Origin of the sequence: Bradyrhizobium sp. AS23.2 (assembly GCF_001908185.1) — a bacterium.
Taxonomy (GTDB): Bacteria; Pseudomonadota; Alphaproteobacteria; order Rhizobiales; family Xanthobacteraceae; genus Bradyrhizobium.
The window spans coordinates 66,779-82,985 of sequence record NZ_LGHM01000088.1 but is presented as its reverse complement, the minus strand read 5'-3'; the positions used below and the strand labels follow the sequence as shown (position 1 = coordinate 82,985).

The window sequence follows — 16,207 nt, the reverse complement described above, 5'->3', positions numbered from 1 at the left end:
TTTGCCGGGTTACTTCTTCGCGCGTCCGCCGGCGGCGCGGCGGGGCCGCGGCTTTCCGGCCGCCGCGCTCGGTCGCGCGGGCATTGCGTCCAGCGACGGGTCTTCCTCGGGAATATGGAGGGTCGACAGAAAATCGGCGCCGGCCCGCATCACGTGCTCTGCGGCAAGCGTGGCGGCTGCGCGCTCGTCGCCTGCAATGATGGCGCGCAGGATGCCGGCATGCTCGTCCCAGGTCCGCGCCTGGCGCTCCGGATCGGTGGGTGCGAACAACATCGCGGTTCTCTCGCGCAGCCGTTTGAGCAGATCGGCGAGGACGCGATTGCGACCGGCCGCAGCGAGCTCGTGGTGGAACTGCTGGTTGAGGCCGGACAGCAGGTCGAAGCGCCTCGCGGTGACGGCGTCGGTGCCCTTGTTCAGGACTGCTGCGATCCGCCCCAGAATATCCTGATCGCGACGGCGCGCGGCCAGCCGTGCGTTCTGTCCCTCCAATAGCGCGCGAACCTCGATCGTCTCGCGCGCCTCCTCGTCGGTCATGGCAAGGACCGATGCGCCGCGCCGTGCCGTCACCTCGACCAGGCCCTCGGTCGTGAGCACGCGGATCGCTTCTCGCACCGGATTGCGGGAGACGCCGAGCTCCTCGGCGAGGCGCCCTTCGACCAGTCGCTCTCCGGGCTTGAGCCGTCGGCTCAAGATGGCCTGACGCAGCTCCTCGATGACCCTGTCGTGGAGGGAGAGGTAGTCGTCGCCCAGACGTCGTTTCGAGTTTCCCAGCCTGTTAGCCATGAGATGACCTGCTCAGCCGCCCCGGTTTGATTTCCAAACCGCGCGGCGAGATCCGATCCGCCACCGACCGAACGGAATTCCCGGCAGGGACGGCACCAACGTACTTAGACTGCCCACTGCGCAGCGGCAAGCCGTTGTCGCCGGGTGTGCCGGTATCGCCCACCCTGTCAATCGAGCGAATCGGACGCAGAGCTCGTCGAGACCGGGCGGGCCCCTGCGGCGGCCGGTCTCGGCGTCCAAGACACGCTGACGTCGCCGGTGAGAAACGTCTGGCACGCCATCCGGTAGCCGGCGGCGAATTGCTCCTCGGTGAGGTGCTTGCGTTCCTTCGGCTTGATCGCGTCGGTGTTCTCCAGTCCCTTCTCGATGAGGCATTTGCACGTCCCGCAAATTCCTCCGCCGCATTTGAAGGGGATGCCGCCCTGTTCACGCAAGGAGATCCGCAACAGATTGCTGCCGACGGGCGCCGTGACGGACTTCCCGTTATTGGTCACGAATGTGACTTCGAGCATGTCGGTCTTCGCGACGGGCGGATTTGTGCTTTCGGACGTCACGACTTGCGCAGCTTTGTGTCCATGTGGCCGAACGTGGTGAGGTGCTCGAGCTCGCGATAGGCCAGCTCGGGCGTTGCGAATTTTTCGAGGAATTTGGAGGGCACCTGATTCACGATAGGCGGCGACCAGGCTTCGTCGATCACCTTGATCTTGGTTTCCTTGAGCAATTCCGCGATCACGAAAGTTGCCTTCTTGGTGCCGTAGAACAGATAGTCGTAGGAGGCGAGAGGCCGCAGCCCGTCGACAATCTCGGTCCGGAACAGTCCGTCCTTGCTGGTCAGGATCACATACATGGCTCACGTCTCCCGTGTTTGGCGAGAATTGCTGCAAGGCCGGTGCGGACCTGTGCACTCAAGGGGTCAGCCGACCCTTGTCGGGTGCGACCACGTCAGCGAGTGGCGTTGCCTCCTGCGACAGCTCCACGTCGTGGGTGAGCCAGAGCTGACAGGCCAGCCGATACCCGGCCTCGATTCTCGCACCGAGCCGCTTCTTTTCCTTCCAGTTCGGCTCGGGCAGGTGCTCAGCTCCCTTGATGATCAGGGCCGCGCACTTCCCGCATTTGCCCATGCCGCAACCGTAGAGGAAGTTCGGATATGGAAACTGTCGGATGCCCGCCCTCACGACGAGATTGGTGTTTTCCTTGATCTCGCCGTGAAAGGTCTGGCCGTTCCTGTGAAAGACGACGTTGGGCATGCGGCGTGGCTCAGGCTTGCAGCAAGGTGCGCTCGTCGGCGGGGACCTTGTTCTCGGTCATGTCGAGTTCGGACAGCGGAATGTCCTTGGCGACATAGTCGTGGTACAGGGCGGTCGTATAGAGCAGCCGCATCTGCGCGCCGATTTCGCAGATCTTCAGGCAGCGCTGCTGCAGCTCGACCGTGTTGGCGTGTTCGAGCACGATCTGGTAGCCGCGCTCGCCGTGGATCTCGTCCGACACGATGTGAAGGTCGAAGAACTCGACTTCCTCGTCGGTGAACTTGTACTTCTCGCGCAAGGTCGGTGTCTGCTTGCGGTAGATTGACGGCACCTGCGATTCCAGGCCGACCACGAGACCCGCCACTGCCACGATCGGGTCCTCGCGCATCGCGACCGCATAGCACCAGCTTTGCAGCCCGCGCGTCGTCGCGGTCATGTTGTCGGGATCCTTGACGCGTTCCGCAGTCGTCCCGCAGGCCTCGGCGAAGCGGATCAGCAGGTCGGTATGGCGGTCGCCACCGATCTCCTCCTCGTACATGTTGGCAAGCAGGAAGTCCTTGGCTTCCTGATACTGCTCCGGCATCCGCGCATAGATGTAGCCGAGATAATCGGCGAACGGGCCGACATAATGGTAGTGGTTCTCTGCCCAGCTCGCGAGATGCGCGCGGCTCAACTTGCCGCTCGCCCAGGCGATGCTGAAGGGAGCCTTGTTGGCGCTCTTGCCCTTGATTGCATTCTCGAGGGCCGTGCGGAATTCCACATGGTTCATCAGCTTTTGCATCGTCGCGCTCCTCTGTCGCCGAAAGGGTGGGCCGGGTTCGTCGCGGCCGTCGGGCCTTCAATATCAGTATACAGTATACAATTTTAGCCGACCGTCAACTTGTGGGATTGTGGGAAAGCCGCTTTCTGGTGCGTCATCCTGTATTTTACATAGTAATATCAATATGATAATTCGTCTGCGGCTCCGATCTTCAAACGCCTCTGCAAGGCAGTCGCAGTTAGCTGTTGCGTTTTTAGAATACAGTATACAAAATGGCGTCGCTTTGGGGAGCGCATCGCATGACAATGCCGCATGTTCCGATCGTCGCCGCGCACTGGGTCTACCTGTTTGGTGTGGCTCTCATCGTCCTGACAATGATCTGGCGCGCCAACGTGGTCGTGCCGTCGGTCCTTGCGACGTTCCTGGTCGCGCTGGCGTGGACGCACAGTCCGATTGCCGCGCTCGCAAGCATCTTCAATGCAAGTTTCACGGCGGCAAAGGAGCTGTTCAACATCTTCCTGGTGATCGCGCTGATGACCGCGCTGCTCAACGCGCTGAAGGTGTTGCGCTCCGACATCCGCATGGTGGAGCCGTTCCGCGCTGTGATGAAGGACGGGCATACGGCCTATTTCGTTCTGGCCGGCATCACCTACGTCATCTCACTCTTCTTCTGGCCGACACCGGCGGTGCCGCTGGTCTCGGCGGTGCTGCTGCCGGCGGCGATCGCGGCGGGACTGCCGCCGCTCGGTGGAGCGCTGGCGATCGCGATCGCAGGCCAGGGCATGGCGCTGTCGTCGGACTACGTCATCGGCGTCGCTCCGGGCATCAGCGCCAAGGCCGCGGGTGTTGCGGTCAGCGCCGCCACGGTCGCGGACCGGGCGCTGGTGCTGTCGCTGATCACCGGCAGCGTCGCGCTCGTGCTGGGCTACTTCGCCGTCCGCAAGCTCATCACCAAGCCGGATGACAAGCTGCTCGAGCGCTGGCAGGCGCAGTCGAGCAACGGCGAACTCGCGCGCGTTGCGGAGGAGGGCACCTTCGACAAGGCCGAGATCGCCCGTGGCACCGCCGGCGACCAGAAGCCGCTCGCGAGCCAAGCGCAGATCGACAAGGCGCTTGCCGCGATTCCCGGCCCTCGCGAAAAATGGTCGAAGATCTTCGCGGTGGTGACGCCGCTCGCCTTCCTCGGCGTCATTGTCGTGATGGTGCTCTCGAAGCTCGGCATCGGCCATGACCTCAAGGGCGGCGACGCTGCGGCGCTGGTTGGCGGCGTCGCCGCCGTGCTGATGATCTGCGCCTCGTTCGTCACCGACGACTTGCGCAAATTCCTCGATGCCAGCGCCGACCATGTCACCGAGGGCTTCGTCTTCGCGTTCAGGGCCATGGGATCGGTGCTGCCGATCGCCGGTTTCTTTTTCCTCGGCGCCGAGCAGGGATTGTCCGCCCCGATCCTCGGCGTCCCCGCGGCTCAGGCGCCCAATCTCCTGTTCGAACTGGTCCAGGCTGCGCAGCACTGGATTCCGAGTAACCAGGTCTTCGTCGCGTTCGGCGTTCTGATCGCCGGTATGATCACCGGGATCGACGGGTCGGGTTTTGCCGGCCTGCCGCTTACCGGGTCGCTGTCGGGCGCGCTGGCACCGACCGTCGGGCTCGATCCCGCGACGCTCGCGGCCATCGGCCAGATGGGCGCGGTGTGGACAGGGGGCGGCACCCTGGTGGCGTGGTCGTCCCTGATCGCGGTGGCCGGGTTCGCGCGCGTGCCGGTATTCCAGATCGTGCAGACGGTGATGGTGCCGGTGCTGGCGGGGCTGGTGACCTCGACGATCTGCGCGGTCCTTATCTGGCATTGAAGAAGGTTCGGTCATCATGAGCGACGCTGCGACGATGAGTGCCCGCGGTTCCGAGGAATACGGCGTGCAAGTCGAGGAATTCCCGAATCTCGTCAATGGCGAGCAGTTGCGCGGCGTTGCGAAGCCGTTCGACAACACCAATCCGGCCGACACGTCCGACATTGTCGGTCGCTTCCAGGCCTCGACGGCGGCCGAGGCGAAGCTCGCGGTCAACGCGGCCGAGGCCGCGTTTCAGCGCTGGAAGAAAACGCCAATCTCGGCTCGCGCAGCCATTCTCAATCGCGCCGCGGATCGTCTCGAGGCCCATGCAGACCAGATGGCGCGGGAGATGACCCGCGAAATGGGCAAGGCGCTCAACCTCGCCAAGGACGAGGTCCTGCGCTCGGCACAGACGTTGCGATTCTATGCCGTCGAAGGCCAGTCGCTGGTGGGCGAAGTCTTTCCCAACGACGATCCCGACATGACGGTCTACACGCTGCGCGAGCCGCTCGGCGTCGTGTCGGTCATCACGCCCTGGAATTTTCCAGTCTCGATCCCGGCACGCAAGATCGCGCCCGCCCTCGTTGCCGGCAATACGGTGGTCTTCAAGCCGTCGTCGGATGCGCCGCTGAGCGGCTACCGTCTCGCCGAGGCGTTGGTGGCGGCGGGCCTGCCCAAGGGCGTCCTGAACTTCATCACCGGAAGGGCCGGCGAGGTCGGTCCCGCCATCACCGAAGCGCCCGAGATCCGCGCCATTTCGTTTACCGGATCGACAGCGGCCGGCGAACAGATTTGCCGGGCGGTCAGCTTCACGACGCGCACGCAGATGGAGTTGGGTGGCAAGAATCCGCTGATCGTGATGGACGATGCCGATCTCGATAGGGCGGTCGATCTGACTGTGAAGGGCGGCCTGTCGCTTGCAGGCCAGGCTTGCACCGGCACCAGCCGAGTCCTGGTGATGAAGCAGGTGCGCGCCGAGTTCACGGAGCGGCTGGTTGTCCGGGTCAGGGCCTTGAAGATCGGTAACGGCCTCGTCGCCGGAATGGATCTCGGGCCGCTCGCCACTGCCAAGCAGCTCGAGACGGTGTTGCGCTATATCGAGATCGGAAAGCAGGAGGCGACGCACCTCTACGGCGGTGAGCGGCTCTCCGGCGCCGGCTATGACGGCGGCTACTACGTTGCACCGGCGATCTTCACCGACGTCACACAGCAGATGACGATCGCCCGCGAGGAAATCTTCGGCCCCGTCATCGCGATCATCGAGGTCGAGTCCTACGCGGACGCCATCGCCAGGGCCAACGACACCGAATACGGATTGTCGGCCGCGATCGTGACGCGCAACCCGCGCATCATGCACGATTTCGCCAATGACATTCAGTCGGGAACCGTCAAGATCAACCGCACCACGACCGGCAATCTGATCAATGCGCCGTTCGGAGGCGTGAAGCGGTCGAGCACGTCAACGTTCCGCGAGTCCGGTCGCGCCGCACTGGAATTCTACACGCAGATCAAGACCGTGTACCGCGGATGCTGAAGAACAATTCCACGCGATGCCGCGCGCGCGGCGTCACGGCCGACGGAAAAGGTAAGAGATGAAGAAATCGATCAAGCTCGAACTATCGGAAGCCAGGCACATGGCGGCCGCAGCGCTGAAAAAGGCCGCCGAAATAGGCGTGCCCGAGACGGTCTGCATCGTGGACGACGGCGGCTATCCGCTCGTCCTCGAACGGATGGACGGCGCGCGCGTCACCGGACCGCAGATCGCCTGGAATAAGGCCTTCACGGCCGCCGGCCACAAGCGCTCAACGCATCTGTTCAACCAGATGCCGAACGGACCGGCGCTTCCCGGCAACGAGGCGTTCGGAATTCAGTGGAGTTTTGAGGGCAGGTTCGCGGTGTTCGTCGGCGGCTTCCCGATCGTGGTCGACGATGAGGTGGTCGGCGGCGTGGGGCTCAGCGGCGGCAATGGTGAGCAGGACACGCATTGCGGCGTGGCGGCGCTACATGCCTTGCAGGAGCTGCTGACCAACCACCGGGTGCTCGTCGCCGCCGACATCAAAAAATGAGCGTCGATGCGAACGGGGGTGCCGTCACCCCGCCCGACACGATCACGACGGCGAGTTAGCTAGCCGAGGCCCCCGTCGACCTGAAAGCACTGGCGCGTGATCCGTTGGCTTTCGTCGGACGCCAGAAACAACGCCATATTCGCGATGTCGTCGGGTGTGACGGCATCGGGAATGACCTGGCGTGTGCGCAGCTCGGCGATGGTCTGTTCGTTCGGATACCACAGCCGGCGCTGTCGCTCGGTGATCACCATCCCGGGCGCAATCGCGTTGACACGGATGCGGTCGGGTCCGCCCAGCCGGGCCAGCGAGTTGGTGAAGCCGACGATTGCCGCTTTCGCCGCGGCGTAGACCGGCAGCGCCGGCGCGCCGCGCATCCATGCCACCGACGACATGTTGATGATCGACCCGCCTCCGCGCGCCCGCATCTGCGGCACCACCGCTTGGGCCGCAAAGAAGACGTGCTTGAGGTTGACACCGATCATCCAGTCGAACTCGGCCGACGTCACCTCGGCGAGCACCTGGCGCTGATCGTTGGCGGCGTTGTTGACGAGGACCGCGGCGTGGCCGAGCGATTTGCGAACCATTGCCATTGCGGCGTGCAAGGCGCCGATGTCCAGGAGGTCGCACGGCACGAACATTGGCGCTGTGCGGGACGTGGCTGCCACCTCCGCGACCAGGGCCTCGCCGGCCGCTTCGTCGATGTCGAGGAAGGCGACGCGGGCGCCCTGGGCAGCGAAAGCCCGTACGAAGGCGGCGCCGATGCCGCTGGCGCCACCGGTGATCAGCACCACGCGGTCGGCGAGACCGGCATAGCTCGTCTGGGTCATGCGATCAGTCGCTCCGTCTCGGGGTCGAACAGGCAAATGCGGCGCGTGTCGAGCGCGAAGAGGGCTGGGGTGCCAGGTGTGGGGCGGATGTCCGGCGTGATGCGCGCCAGCGCAGGCTCGCCGCCGAGCCGCAGCAGGACAATGGTCTCGGCACCGGTGGGCTCGACCATCTCCACCGGCGCGTTGACGACAATGGGCGCATCACCGGAAAAGACGCGGCTTCCCTCTGCGATACATTCCGGCCTGATCCCGAACACGATCTCGCGGCCGATAAAGGATGCTGCCGCGTCATATCCGGTCAGGCGCAGGCGAACCTCGTCCGGCCGCCCCGCGCCGATCACGACCAGCGGGCCGCCGCTATCGGCCTCGAGCCGCGCCGGCATCGTATTCATCGGCGGCGAACCCATGAAGCGGGCGACGAACAGATTGGCCGGATAGCGGTACACCGTGTCCGGATCGGCAAACTGCTGCACCACGCCGCGATGCATCACGGCGATGCGGGTGGCCATCGTCATCGCCTCGATCTGGTCGTGGGTAACGTAGACGATGGTGGCGCCGATGCGCTGGTGCAGGCGCTTGATCTCCATCCGCATCTCGACGCGCAGCTTGGCATCCAAATTGGAGAGCGGCTCGTCGAACAGGAAGAGCAGGGGATCGCGCACCAGGGCACGGCCCATCGCCACGCGCTGGCGCTGGCCGCCCGAGAGCTGCGACGGTTTGCGGCCGAGCAGGGGCTCGATCTGGAGCAGCTTGGCCACATTCGCCAGCGCCTTTTCCTGCTCCGCCTTCGGCACGTGGCGGCATTCCATGCCGAAGGTGATATTCTGGCGCACCGTCATCGACGGATAGAGCGCATAGGACTGGAACACCATGGCGATGTCGCGGTCCTTGGGCGGCACGTCATTGACGACGCGTCCACCGATCTCGATTGTGCCGTCGCTCGCGCGATCGAGTCCGGCGACGATGTTGAGCAGCGTGGACTTGCCGCAGCCGGACGGTCCGACCAGCACGGTGAATTCGCCGCTCTCGATGTCGAGGTCGATGCCTTTCAGCACCTCCAGATTGGCGTAGCGCTTCGACAGGGCGCGAATGCTTAATGCTGCCATGACAATCCCATCATTTCACCGCGCCGGCGGTAAGGCCGCGCACGAAGTACCTGCCGCCGAAGAGATAGATCAACAAAGTCGGCAGCGCCGCGATGATCACCGCAGCGCTCTGCACGCCGTGCTGCGGGATATCTGCGATTGCTGCAGATAGCGCGATGAGAGCGGCAGTGACGGGCTGCTGTTGGCCGGTCGTGAATGTCACGCCATAGAGGAACTCGTTCCAGATATGCGTGAACTGCCAGATCACGGTGACGATCAGGATTGGAGACGAGAGCGGCAGAATGATGCGCCAGAAGATACGAAAGAACCCGGCGCCATCGATGCGCGCGGCCCTGATCAATTCATGTGGGATGGCGACATAGTAGTTTCGACAAAACAGCGTGGTGAAGGAGAGCCCCTGGATCGTGTGAATTAGCACCAGACCCGTCAGCGTGTTGATGAGACCGATGTCCCGCAGCACGATGGTCCAGGGAAGCAGGCGCATCTGCTGGGGAAGGAAGAGGCCAAGGGTCACGATTCCGTAGATCCAGCTATCGCCGCGAAAACGCCAGAGCGACACGGCGTAACCGGCAATCGCGCCGAGCATGGTGGAGATAATCGTCGCGGGAATCGTCACGAGCGCGGAGTTGAGCATGTACGGCCGGATGCCGGAGCAGGTCTCGGCGACGCAGAAACCGCTCCAGGCAGCGGCGTAGTTGCTCCAGGCCCAGTGTTTCGGCCAGCCGATCATCGAGGCCTGCGCGATCTCCTCGTTGGTACGGAGCGAGTTCAGCACGACGACAGCCAGTGGCGCGAGCCAGGCTGCCGCGAATAATGACACGATGAGATAGATCAGAATTCGGCTCGGCGCGAAGGTGCGGTCACGCATGAGGGGCCCGCCGTCGCTGGAAATATCGCCACGCCGCATATGGCAGCAGCACCGCGAGAAGGATGAGCAGCATGAGCACCGCCGCCGCTGCACCGCGGCCGAGCAGGCCGCGCTGGAACATAAGGTCGTAGACGACAAGGGCCGGCAGCTGGGTCGCGATTCCGGGCCCGCCGTTGGTCAGTGCGCGGACGAGGTCGAAGGTCGAAATGGCGAACTGCAGCTGGATCACGACGACGGCTATGGTGATCGGCCAAAGTGTCGGCAGAATGACGCGCCGGTACATTCGGATCGGTCCGGCGCCGTCGATCTGCGCGGCCTTGATAAGGTCGGCGTCGACCGACCGAAGGCCGGCGAGGAAGAGCGCCATGGCGAAGCCCGAGGATTGCCAGATCACCGCGATGACAATCGTCCAGATTGCCATGTCGCGGTTGACCAGCCAGTCGAAGTGGAAGGAGGTCCAGCCGAGGTCATGGACGAGCTTCTCGATCCCGATGCCAGGATTGAGCAACCAGCTCCAGACCGTGCCGGTGACGACGAACGACACCGCCAGTGGGTACAGGAAGATGGATCGCAGCACGTTCTCGCCGCGAATGCGCTGATCGAGCAGGATCGCAAGAATGAGGCCGGTGATCAAACTGAGCAGCACGAAAGCGCTGCCAAACAGCAGCAAATTGTTGAAGGCAATCTGCCAGTTCCGCGTCGCCAGGACCGCGGTGTAGTTGCGCAAACCCACCCAACCCGAGACCGGAACCAGAGTGGATGGCGTGAACGAAATCCAGATCGTCCACAGCGAAAATGAAATCAGATGCGCGGCGGACAATAGCAGCGGCACCCAGATCAACAGATATTCGGGCAGCCGGCGCGCCACGCCGGAAATCGTCGGCCGCCCCGGCCGCGTTGCTGTGGAGACGACGTCGGTCAACGCGCGCCCTCGACGGCCTCGGCGAGGCGGGTGACCGCCTGCTCCGGCGTGATCGTCTTGTTCTTCACGTACTCTGTGATCACGTCGATCATCGCTGCGGTCAGGCCGTTCTCCTGCGCCATGTTGTGCGCGAGGCTCAGGACGGCCTGATTGTTGGCGATGGCGTCTTTCAGAGCTGCAGCAGTCCGCCGTTGACCATCCGACCAGCCTTCACCGGAAAGATCGACATCGGTGCGCACGGGTATCGATCCCGTGATCTGCGAATACATTGTCTGGATCGCCGGATCCATGACGAGCTGGGCCATCAGCGTCTGACCGGCCTGCAGGTCGGGCTCCTTGCGCTGCCAGAATATGAAGGCATCGGCATTCAACAGGAACACCGGCTTGGTATTGTCGCTGGGGCCCGGGGCGATGATGAAATCGTCGAACTTGAAGCCGGCGTTGCGCAATACGCCCTGCGCCCAGCCGCCCATGATCATCATGCCCATGTCGCCGTCGACGAAGCGCTTCAGGTTGGTGGCATAGGGTTGGGCGCCGATGTTGGGGTCCATCCAGTCGGCGATCTTGCGCACCTGTGCGAAGGCAGCCTTTATCTCGGGGCCCTCCAGGGCCTTCTTGTCGAGATTCATGATGGCTGCGCGGTATGAAGTCGGACTGATGCCGGCGAGAGAGGCCTCGAACTTTTGCCCGTCGTCGGGGCGGGTGCCGCCATTGGCGATGGGGTAGATGATTCCGCCCGCTTTCATCTTCTCGGCAAGCTCGTTGAAGTCGGCCCAGGTAACGGGGATCTTGTCGGCCTTGGCTTTGTCCATTGCGCGCTTGGAGAGAAACAGCATGTTGGTGCTGTAGATCTGCAATGGCAGTGCAATCCACTTGCCCCCCGGCTTATGCAATCGTGCAAGGTCTGGCGCGACAACCTTTTCGTAAGCAGCGGCCGCGACAACGGCATCGAGATTGACGGTCGGGGCAATCTTCGACCAGGCCGCAATCTCCGGGCCCTTGAGTTGCGAACAGGCGGGCGGATCTCCGGCGATGATCTGAGCACGTAGCTTGTTCATCATTTCGGTCGTGAACCCGGGGACGGGGGAGTGCTGCCAAACCCCGCCTTTCTCCTCGAATTTCTTGCCGAGCGCCGTGATGGCCGCGCCATCGCTGCCTGCGGACCATTGCGAGATGACGGTCAGGCGCGGCTTGACTGCGCCTTGCGCGCGGGCAAATGCCGGCAGCGCGAGGGCGGCCGCAGATCCAGCGAGCAGACGGCGCCTTGTTGTCGTGGTCGGCATGGCAAGTTCCTCCCGGTGTGAACTCTCTTGCGCGAGAGCCGCGCAGCATCAAGCTATCTCAGGCAGCCTCCGTCGATGCGGCCGGCATGCCGCCGCGGCAAGCGAGGCAGAAAGCCGCGAATGCCAGCGCGGCCCGCGGATCATTGCCATTCGACGGCGGTACGAAAGCGAGCGACACTTGCGCATGCTTACGGCCGCCGAGCAGGCTGGCATCGACACCGTCGACCAGCGCCTTCCGATCATTCTCCGCAAGGAGCGACGGCCAGCCGGAGATGGCGACGCCGTGACAGGGCTTTACGTTCAGCGTGTTGCCGATCGCGAGGCCAAGGCGATACAGGCGATGCCGCAGTTCCTGCCGCACGCGCGAGGATATCGGGATCGCAGCCCCCCCAATCGCTTCCACGCTGGAGCAGCTCCGGCTCCAGCACGCCGAGCAGCTCGGCCAGCGCCGGCAACGACGTAAAGGCTTCGACGCAACCGTGATGACCGCAGCGGCAGCGCGGTCCGTCGGCTCCGAACACCATGTGGCCGAGCTCCACCGGCTGGAAGGCGTCGTCCTCGATGGGATCGTCCATCCAGGCCCCGGCAACGCCCTGGCCGACGAAGACGAACAGGTGCGCGCCGCTGAACGGATAGTTTTCCGTACGGCAACGATGGAACGTGGCATGCGCCACCACCGAATTGGTGAACTCGACCGTTACGTCGGCAAACATGTCGCCGAGCAGAGCTCGAACGCGGCTGATGTCACAGGGAATGATCGGATTGCCAAACTCGCTCAAGCGGCCGAGGCCCGGAACGGAAACGCCGATTTGCGCAAGCCTGACGCGGCGCCGCCGCGTCCAGTCGCGCAGCAATGTCAGCGCTTCGCGAAACACCCGGCCGACGGACTCGACGGTCGGTTTTGCCGGCAGCGGCACACGCTCGGTGTAATGCAGCTCGCCGGTCAGGCCGCCGACGCCGACGCTGAGCCATTGACCCGTCAGCTCCAGGCCCGCGAGCGCCACTGAGCCATCGAGCGACACGAGTCCCGTCGGACCACCAACATAAGGCGCTGGCTGCCGCACTTCCTCGATCAGGCCTTCGGCCTTCAGGTCGAACAGGATGCGCGACAGGCTCGCCTCGGACAGGCGCACGGACTTGGCCAGGGGCGGCCGAAACGAACCGCCCGACTGAAGCAGATGAGTCAAAATGGCAGCGCGCGTCTGCCGCCGACTTCTCGGCTGCTCCGGCATTTCCATCCCTGTCGTCATTCTTACTTAATGTAAGAATTTGCGCGCGGAGCGTTTCGACTGTCAAGCGTTCGCCGGCCGCGGAGGGGGACTTGTTGTTGTGCGCGGCAGCAAATAATGAGTGCGTGGCCTCGTTCGACGCTTCCCGCTGATTGATCTGTGGGTAGAGTATGCTTGCGCGGAATTCTGCGCGCGAATGATTGAGTCCGGTGATTGTCCAAGGGATTGGTGCCTTGCGCTATCTCTTCCAGGACTATGTGTTCGACATCGAACGGCGCGAACTGCGTCGCGGGGCAGAGATTGTCTCCGTCGCGCCGCAGGTGTTCGACCTTCTCGATCATTTGATCCGGAACAGGGAGCGCGTGGTCAGCAAGGACGACCTCATCAACACGATCTGGAAGGGGCGGAGCGTGTCGGATGCAGCGCTCACGACGCGCCTGAACGTCGCCCGGACTGCAATCGGAGATTCCGGGGAGGCGCAGCGCCTGATCAAGACGTTCCCGCGGAAGGGATTCCGCTTCGTCGGACACGTGCAGGAAGTCCGGGATGCCGCCGATGAAGCCGCTGGCAGTGGTCCCGGCCAACCGCCCGAATACGTCCTGACACCTCCCGATAAACCCTCGATTGCGGTGCTGCCGTTCCAAAACATGTCAGGTGACCGGGAACAGGATTATTTCGCGGACGGGATGTCGGAGAACATCATCACGGCATTGTCGCGGTTCAGGTCGTTGTTCGTAATAGCCCGCAATTCGAGCTTCACCTATAAGGGCAGGGTGGTCGACATCAAGCAGGTGGGCCGCGAACTGGGTGTACGTTATGTGGTCGAAGGCAGCGTGCGCAAGGCTGGCCGCCGCGTGCGCATTACGGGGCAGTTGATCGAAGCGGCGACCAACGTCCATTTGTGGGCGGACCAGTTCGACGGCGAGCTTGATGATGTATTTGATCTTCAGGATCGGGTCACCGAACGCATCGCCGTGACCGTGGATATGCGGCTCCAATCCGAGCAAGGCGTTCTCGCGCAACGAAAGCCGACGGACAAGCTCGACGCCTATGATTACGTCCTGCGGGCCAACGCCGTGTGGCGGCATGGCGATCGCGAGGCAAACGAGGAAGCGCTGCGGCTCGCCTACAAGGCGATCGAGCTCGATCCTCGTTATGGTGGCGCCTATGCGCGCGCCGCTCTCTGCATCAATGCAAAGAAGCATCCCCACTGGATGGTCGATCCTCAGCAGGAAACGGCCGAGGCGATGAGGTTGGCCCGGCTTGCCGTCACCTTCGGAAGTGATGACGAGGTCGCGCTTGCAGCGGCTGCGTTGGTGTTCGGCTACCTGGCCGGTGAGCTAGATGCGGCGGCGTCACTGATCGACCAAGCGGTCGAGCTCAATCCGAATTCCGCATTCGCGTGGAGCGTCAGCGGTTGGCTGAGACTCTACATGGGGGCCCACGAGCTCGCGATCGAGCATCAGAGTCGGGCCATGCGGCTCAGTCCGCGCGATCCCAGTCGGCGGATCATGATCTCGATGATGAGCGCCGCAAATTTCTTCCTGGGCCGGTTCGAGATAGCGGAGCGGATCGCGAGCGAGGCAGTGCAGCTTACAAATGGCCATTTGCCTGCGCTGCGGATGTTTGCTGCTTCCCTGGCCATGCAAGGCAAGCGCGCTCAGGCCGAACCTGTCGCTCGCCGAATCCTCAGCCTTGATCCAACCTTTAGGCTCTCGGGCGTAGGCGATCTCATACCGTTGCGACGGCACGAGGATCTGGCTCTTTACATCGAGGCGATGCGGCTCGCGGGCATTCCCGAGTGATCTCGATCGGTGCCGGTGGCGAGACTGAATCCTTAGTCGCCTCAAACGAAAACGGCGCCATCGCGTGATGGCGCCGTTCCTTAGGACCGTAAAGTCCGATCTTACTTGCGATCCTTCATCGCCACGTAATCGCGGCGGGTGACGCCGGTGTAGAGCTGGCGCGGACGGCCGATCTTCTGCTGCGGATCCTCGATCATCTCGCTCCACTGGCTGATCCAGCCGACGGTGCGGGCGACCGCGAACAGCACGGTGAACATCGAGACCGGGAAGCCCATCGCCTTCAGCGTGATACCCGAATAGAAGTCGACGTTCGGGTAGAGCTTGCGGTCGATGAAGTACTGGTCGCTCAGCGCGATCTTCTCGAGCTCGAGCGCCACCTTCAGCATCGGATCGTTGCCATGGCCGGTCTCCTTGAGCACGGCGTGACACATCTTCTGCATGATCTTGGCGCGCGGATCGTAATTCTTGTAGACGCGATGGCCGAAGCCCATCAGGCGGACTTCGCTGTTCTTGTCTTTCACCTTGGCGATGAATTCGGGGATCTTGTCCACCGTGCCGATCTCGGCGAGCATCGCGAGCGCGGCTTCGTTGGCGCCGCCATGCGCCGGGCCCCAGAGGCAGGCGATGCCGGCGGCAATGCAGGCGAACGGGTTGGCGCCGGAGGATCCGGCGATACGCACCGTCGAGGTCGAGGCGTTCTGCTCGTGGTCGGCGTGCAGGATGAAGATCTTGTCCAGCGCATCAGCAAGCACCGGGTTGATCTTGTAGTCCTCGCACGGAACGGCGAAGCACATGTTCAGGAAGTTCTCGGCGAACTTCAGCGAGTTCTTCGGATACACGAAGGGCTGGCCCACCGTGTACTTGTAGGCCATCGCCGCCAGCGTCGGGATCTTCGCGATCATGCGCATGGAAGCGATCATGCGCTGCTTCGGATCGTTGATGTCGGTGGAGTCGTGATAGAACGCGGCGAGCGCGCCGACAGCGGCCACCATGATCGCCATCGGATGAGCGTCGCGGCGGAAGCCTGGAAGAAGCGGGCCATCTGCTCGTGCACCATCGTGTGATGGATCACGCGGTCGTCGAAATCCTTCTTCTGCGCGGCAGTCGGCAGGTTCCCGTAAAGCAGCAGGTAGCAGGTCTCGAGGAAGTCGCCGTTCTCGGCGAGCTGCTCGATAGGGTAACCGCGGTATTCCAGCACGCCCGCGTCGCCGTCGATATAGGTGATCTTGGACTGGCAGCTCGCGGTCGAGGTGAAGCCGGGATCGTAGGTGAACAGGCCGGACTGGCCGTAGAGCTTGCCGATATCGACGACTTCAGGCCCGACGCTGCCGCTGTAGATCGGGAGATCGTAGTTCTTGTTTCCGACCGTCAGCGTGGCGGTCTTATTGCTTTGTTTTGCGTCCATCGTAGGTCCCCGATGTGTGGTGAAGCGGGCCGGAGCCGGAGGCCCCTAGGGAGATCATGGGGCAGGCCGGATGTTCCAGA

14 protein-coding genes and 2 pseudogenes are annotated in these 16,207 nt (G+C 63.3%); 4 read left to right on the top strand and 12 right to left on the bottom strand.

Annotation, left to right across the window (positions count from 1 at the left end; all coding sequences use genetic code 11):
* Positions 1–9: 9 nt before the first annotated feature.
* The 5 genes from AC630_RS19620 to AC630_RS19600 form a co-directional block, all read right to left on the bottom strand.
* Positions 10–783 carry a GntR family transcriptional regulator gene (locus tag AC630_RS19620; RefSeq protein WP_074120117.1) on the bottom strand — a complete coding sequence of 258 codons (774 nt, stop codon included), beginning with the start codon at positions 781–783 and terminating at the stop codon, positions 10–12.
* 167 nt (positions 784–950) lie between these two features.
* Positions 951–1,295 (bottom strand): 2Fe-2S iron-sulfur cluster-binding protein, encoded by a 345-nt coding sequence (locus AC630_RS19615; protein ID WP_074120133.1) that lies wholly within the window; start codon positions 1,293–1,295, stop codon positions 951–953.
* A 38-nt stretch (positions 1,296–1,333) separates the two neighbouring features.
* Positions 1,334–1,630, bottom strand: a complete 297-nt coding sequence (locus AC630_RS19610) for a ferredoxin (protein ID WP_074120116.1) — start codon at positions 1,628–1,630, stop codon at positions 1,334–1,336.
* 58 nt (positions 1,631–1,688) lie between these two features.
* Positions 1,689–2,030, bottom strand: coding sequence for a 2Fe-2S iron-sulfur cluster-binding protein (locus AC630_RS19605; RefSeq protein ID WP_074120115.1), 342 nt, complete (start codon positions 2,028–2,030; stop codon positions 1,689–1,691).
* A gap of 10 nt (positions 2,031–2,040) precedes the next feature.
* Entirely contained in the window at positions 2,041–2,811 is a 771-nt protein-coding gene (locus tag AC630_RS19600) for an iron-containing redox enzyme family protein (RefSeq protein WP_074120114.1), read from the bottom strand.
* A 278-nt stretch (positions 2,812–3,089) separates the two neighbouring features.
* On the opposite strand from AC630_RS19600, the gene AC630_RS19595 reads away from it, so the two are divergent.
* From AC630_RS19595 to AC630_RS19585, 3 genes are read left to right on the top strand one after another with little or no spacing between them, the layout of a single operon-like run.
* Complete coding sequence (locus AC630_RS19595; protein WP_208867032.1) at positions 3,090–4,637, top strand: hypothetical protein; 1,548 nt, start codon at positions 3,090–3,092, stop codon at positions 4,635–4,637.
* A gap of 16 nt (positions 4,638–4,653) precedes the next feature.
* Positions 4,654–6,150 (top strand): aldehyde dehydrogenase family protein, encoded by a 1,497-nt coding sequence (locus AC630_RS19590; RefSeq protein WP_074120113.1) that lies wholly within the window; start codon positions 4,654–4,656, stop codon positions 6,148–6,150.
* A gap of 58 nt (positions 6,151–6,208) precedes the next feature.
* Positions 6,209–6,682 carry a GlcG/HbpS family heme-binding protein gene (locus tag AC630_RS19585; protein ID WP_074120112.1) on the top strand — a complete coding sequence of 158 codons (474 nt, stop codon included), beginning with the start codon at positions 6,209–6,211 and terminating at the stop codon, positions 6,680–6,682.
* Between the two features lie 59 nt (positions 6,683–6,741).
* On the opposite strand, the gene AC630_RS19580 is transcribed toward AC630_RS19585, so the two are convergent.
* The 6 genes and pseudogenes from AC630_RS19580 to AC630_RS19555 form a co-directional block, all read right to left on the bottom strand.
* Positions 6,742–7,509 carry an SDR family NAD(P)-dependent oxidoreductase gene (locus AC630_RS19580; protein ID WP_074120111.1) on the bottom strand — a complete coding sequence of 256 codons (768 nt, stop codon included), beginning with the start codon at positions 7,507–7,509 and terminating at the stop codon, positions 6,742–6,744.
* Positions 7,506–8,615 (bottom strand): ABC transporter ATP-binding protein, encoded by a 1,110-nt coding sequence (locus AC630_RS19575; RefSeq protein WP_074120110.1) that lies wholly within the window; start codon positions 8,613–8,615, stop codon positions 7,506–7,508. Before AC630_RS19575 ends, AC630_RS19580 begins: the two co-directional genes overlap by 4 nt.
* Before the next feature lie 10 nt (positions 8,616–8,625).
* On the bottom strand, positions 8,626–9,483 hold the full coding sequence (locus AC630_RS19570) for a carbohydrate ABC transporter permease (protein ID WP_074120109.1): 858 nt from the start codon (positions 9,481–9,483) through the stop codon (positions 8,626–8,628).
* Positions 9,476–10,405, bottom strand: coding sequence for a carbohydrate ABC transporter permease (locus AC630_RS19565; protein WP_074120108.1), 930 nt, complete (start codon positions 10,403–10,405; stop codon positions 9,476–9,478). The genes AC630_RS19570 and AC630_RS19565 overlap by 8 nt, the downstream gene beginning before the upstream one ends.
* Complete coding sequence (locus tag AC630_RS19560; RefSeq protein ID WP_074120107.1) at positions 10,402–11,688, bottom strand: ABC transporter substrate-binding protein; 1,287 nt, start codon at positions 11,686–11,688, stop codon at positions 10,402–10,404. Before AC630_RS19560 ends, AC630_RS19565 begins: the two co-directional genes overlap by 4 nt.
* Before the next feature lie 58 nt (positions 11,689–11,746).
* Positions 11,747–12,926: pseudogene (locus AC630_RS19555) on the bottom strand (ROK family transcriptional regulator).
* Positions 12,927–13,150: 224 nt separating this feature from the next.
* Between AC630_RS19555 and AC630_RS19550 the strand changes: the two are divergent.
* Positions 13,151–14,722 (top strand): winged helix-turn-helix domain-containing tetratricopeptide repeat protein, encoded by a 1,572-nt coding sequence (locus tag AC630_RS19550; protein ID WP_074120106.1) that lies wholly within the window; start codon positions 13,151–13,153, stop codon positions 14,720–14,722.
* Positions 14,723–14,823: 101 nt separating this feature from the next.
* On the opposite strand, the pseudogene gltA reads toward AC630_RS19550, so the two are convergent.
* Positions 14,824–16,127: pseudogene (gene gltA / locus AC630_RS19545) on the bottom strand (citrate synthase).
* Positions 16,128–16,207: the final 80 nt, after the last annotated feature.

What these genes read in the sequence shown, in the direction of transcription:
- AC630_RS19605 (WP_074120115.1), bottom strand. Translation starts at nt 2,030, where the DNA reads ATGCCCAACGTCGTCTTTCACAGGAACGGCCAGACCTTTCACGGCGAG.
- AC630_RS19595 (WP_208867032.1), top strand. Translation starts at nt 3,090, where the DNA reads ATGACAATGCCGCATGTTCCGATCGTCGCCGCGCACTGGGTCTACCTG.
- AC630_RS19590 (WP_074120113.1), top strand. Translation starts at nt 4,654, where the DNA reads ATGAGCGACGCTGCGACGATGAGTGCCCGCGGTTCCGAGGAATACGGC.
- AC630_RS19615 (WP_074120133.1), bottom strand. Translation starts at nt 1,295, where the DNA reads ATGCTCGAAGTCACATTCGTGACCAATAACGGGAAGTCCGTCACGGCG.
- AC630_RS19575 (WP_074120110.1), bottom strand. Translation starts at nt 8,615, where the DNA reads ATGGCAGCATTAAGCATTCGCGCCCTGTCGAAGCGCTACGCCAATCTG.
- AC630_RS19560 (WP_074120107.1), bottom strand. Translation starts at nt 11,688, where the DNA reads ATGCCGACCACGACAACAAGGCGCCGTCTGCTCGCTGGATCTGCGGCC.
- AC630_RS19570 (WP_074120109.1), bottom strand. Translation starts at nt 9,483, where the DNA reads ATGCGTGACCGCACCTTCGCGCCGAGCCGAATTCTGATCTATCTCATC.
- AC630_RS19600 (WP_074120114.1), bottom strand. Translation starts at nt 2,811, where the DNA reads ATGCAAAAGCTGATGAACCATGTGGAATTCCGCACGGCCCTCGAGAAT.
- AC630_RS19580 (WP_074120111.1), bottom strand. Translation starts at nt 7,509, where the DNA reads ATGACCCAGACGAGCTATGCCGGTCTCGCCGACCGCGTGGTGCTGATC.
- AC630_RS19620 (WP_074120117.1), bottom strand. Translation starts at nt 783, where the DNA reads ATGGCTAACAGGCTGGGAAACTCGAAACGACGTCTGGGCGACGACTAC.
- AC630_RS19585 (WP_074120112.1), top strand. Translation starts at nt 6,209, where the DNA reads ATGAAGAAATCGATCAAGCTCGAACTATCGGAAGCCAGGCACATGGCG.
- AC630_RS19610 (WP_074120116.1), bottom strand. Translation starts at nt 1,630, where the DNA reads ATGTATGTGATCCTGACCAGCAAGGACGGACTGTTCCGGACCGAGATT.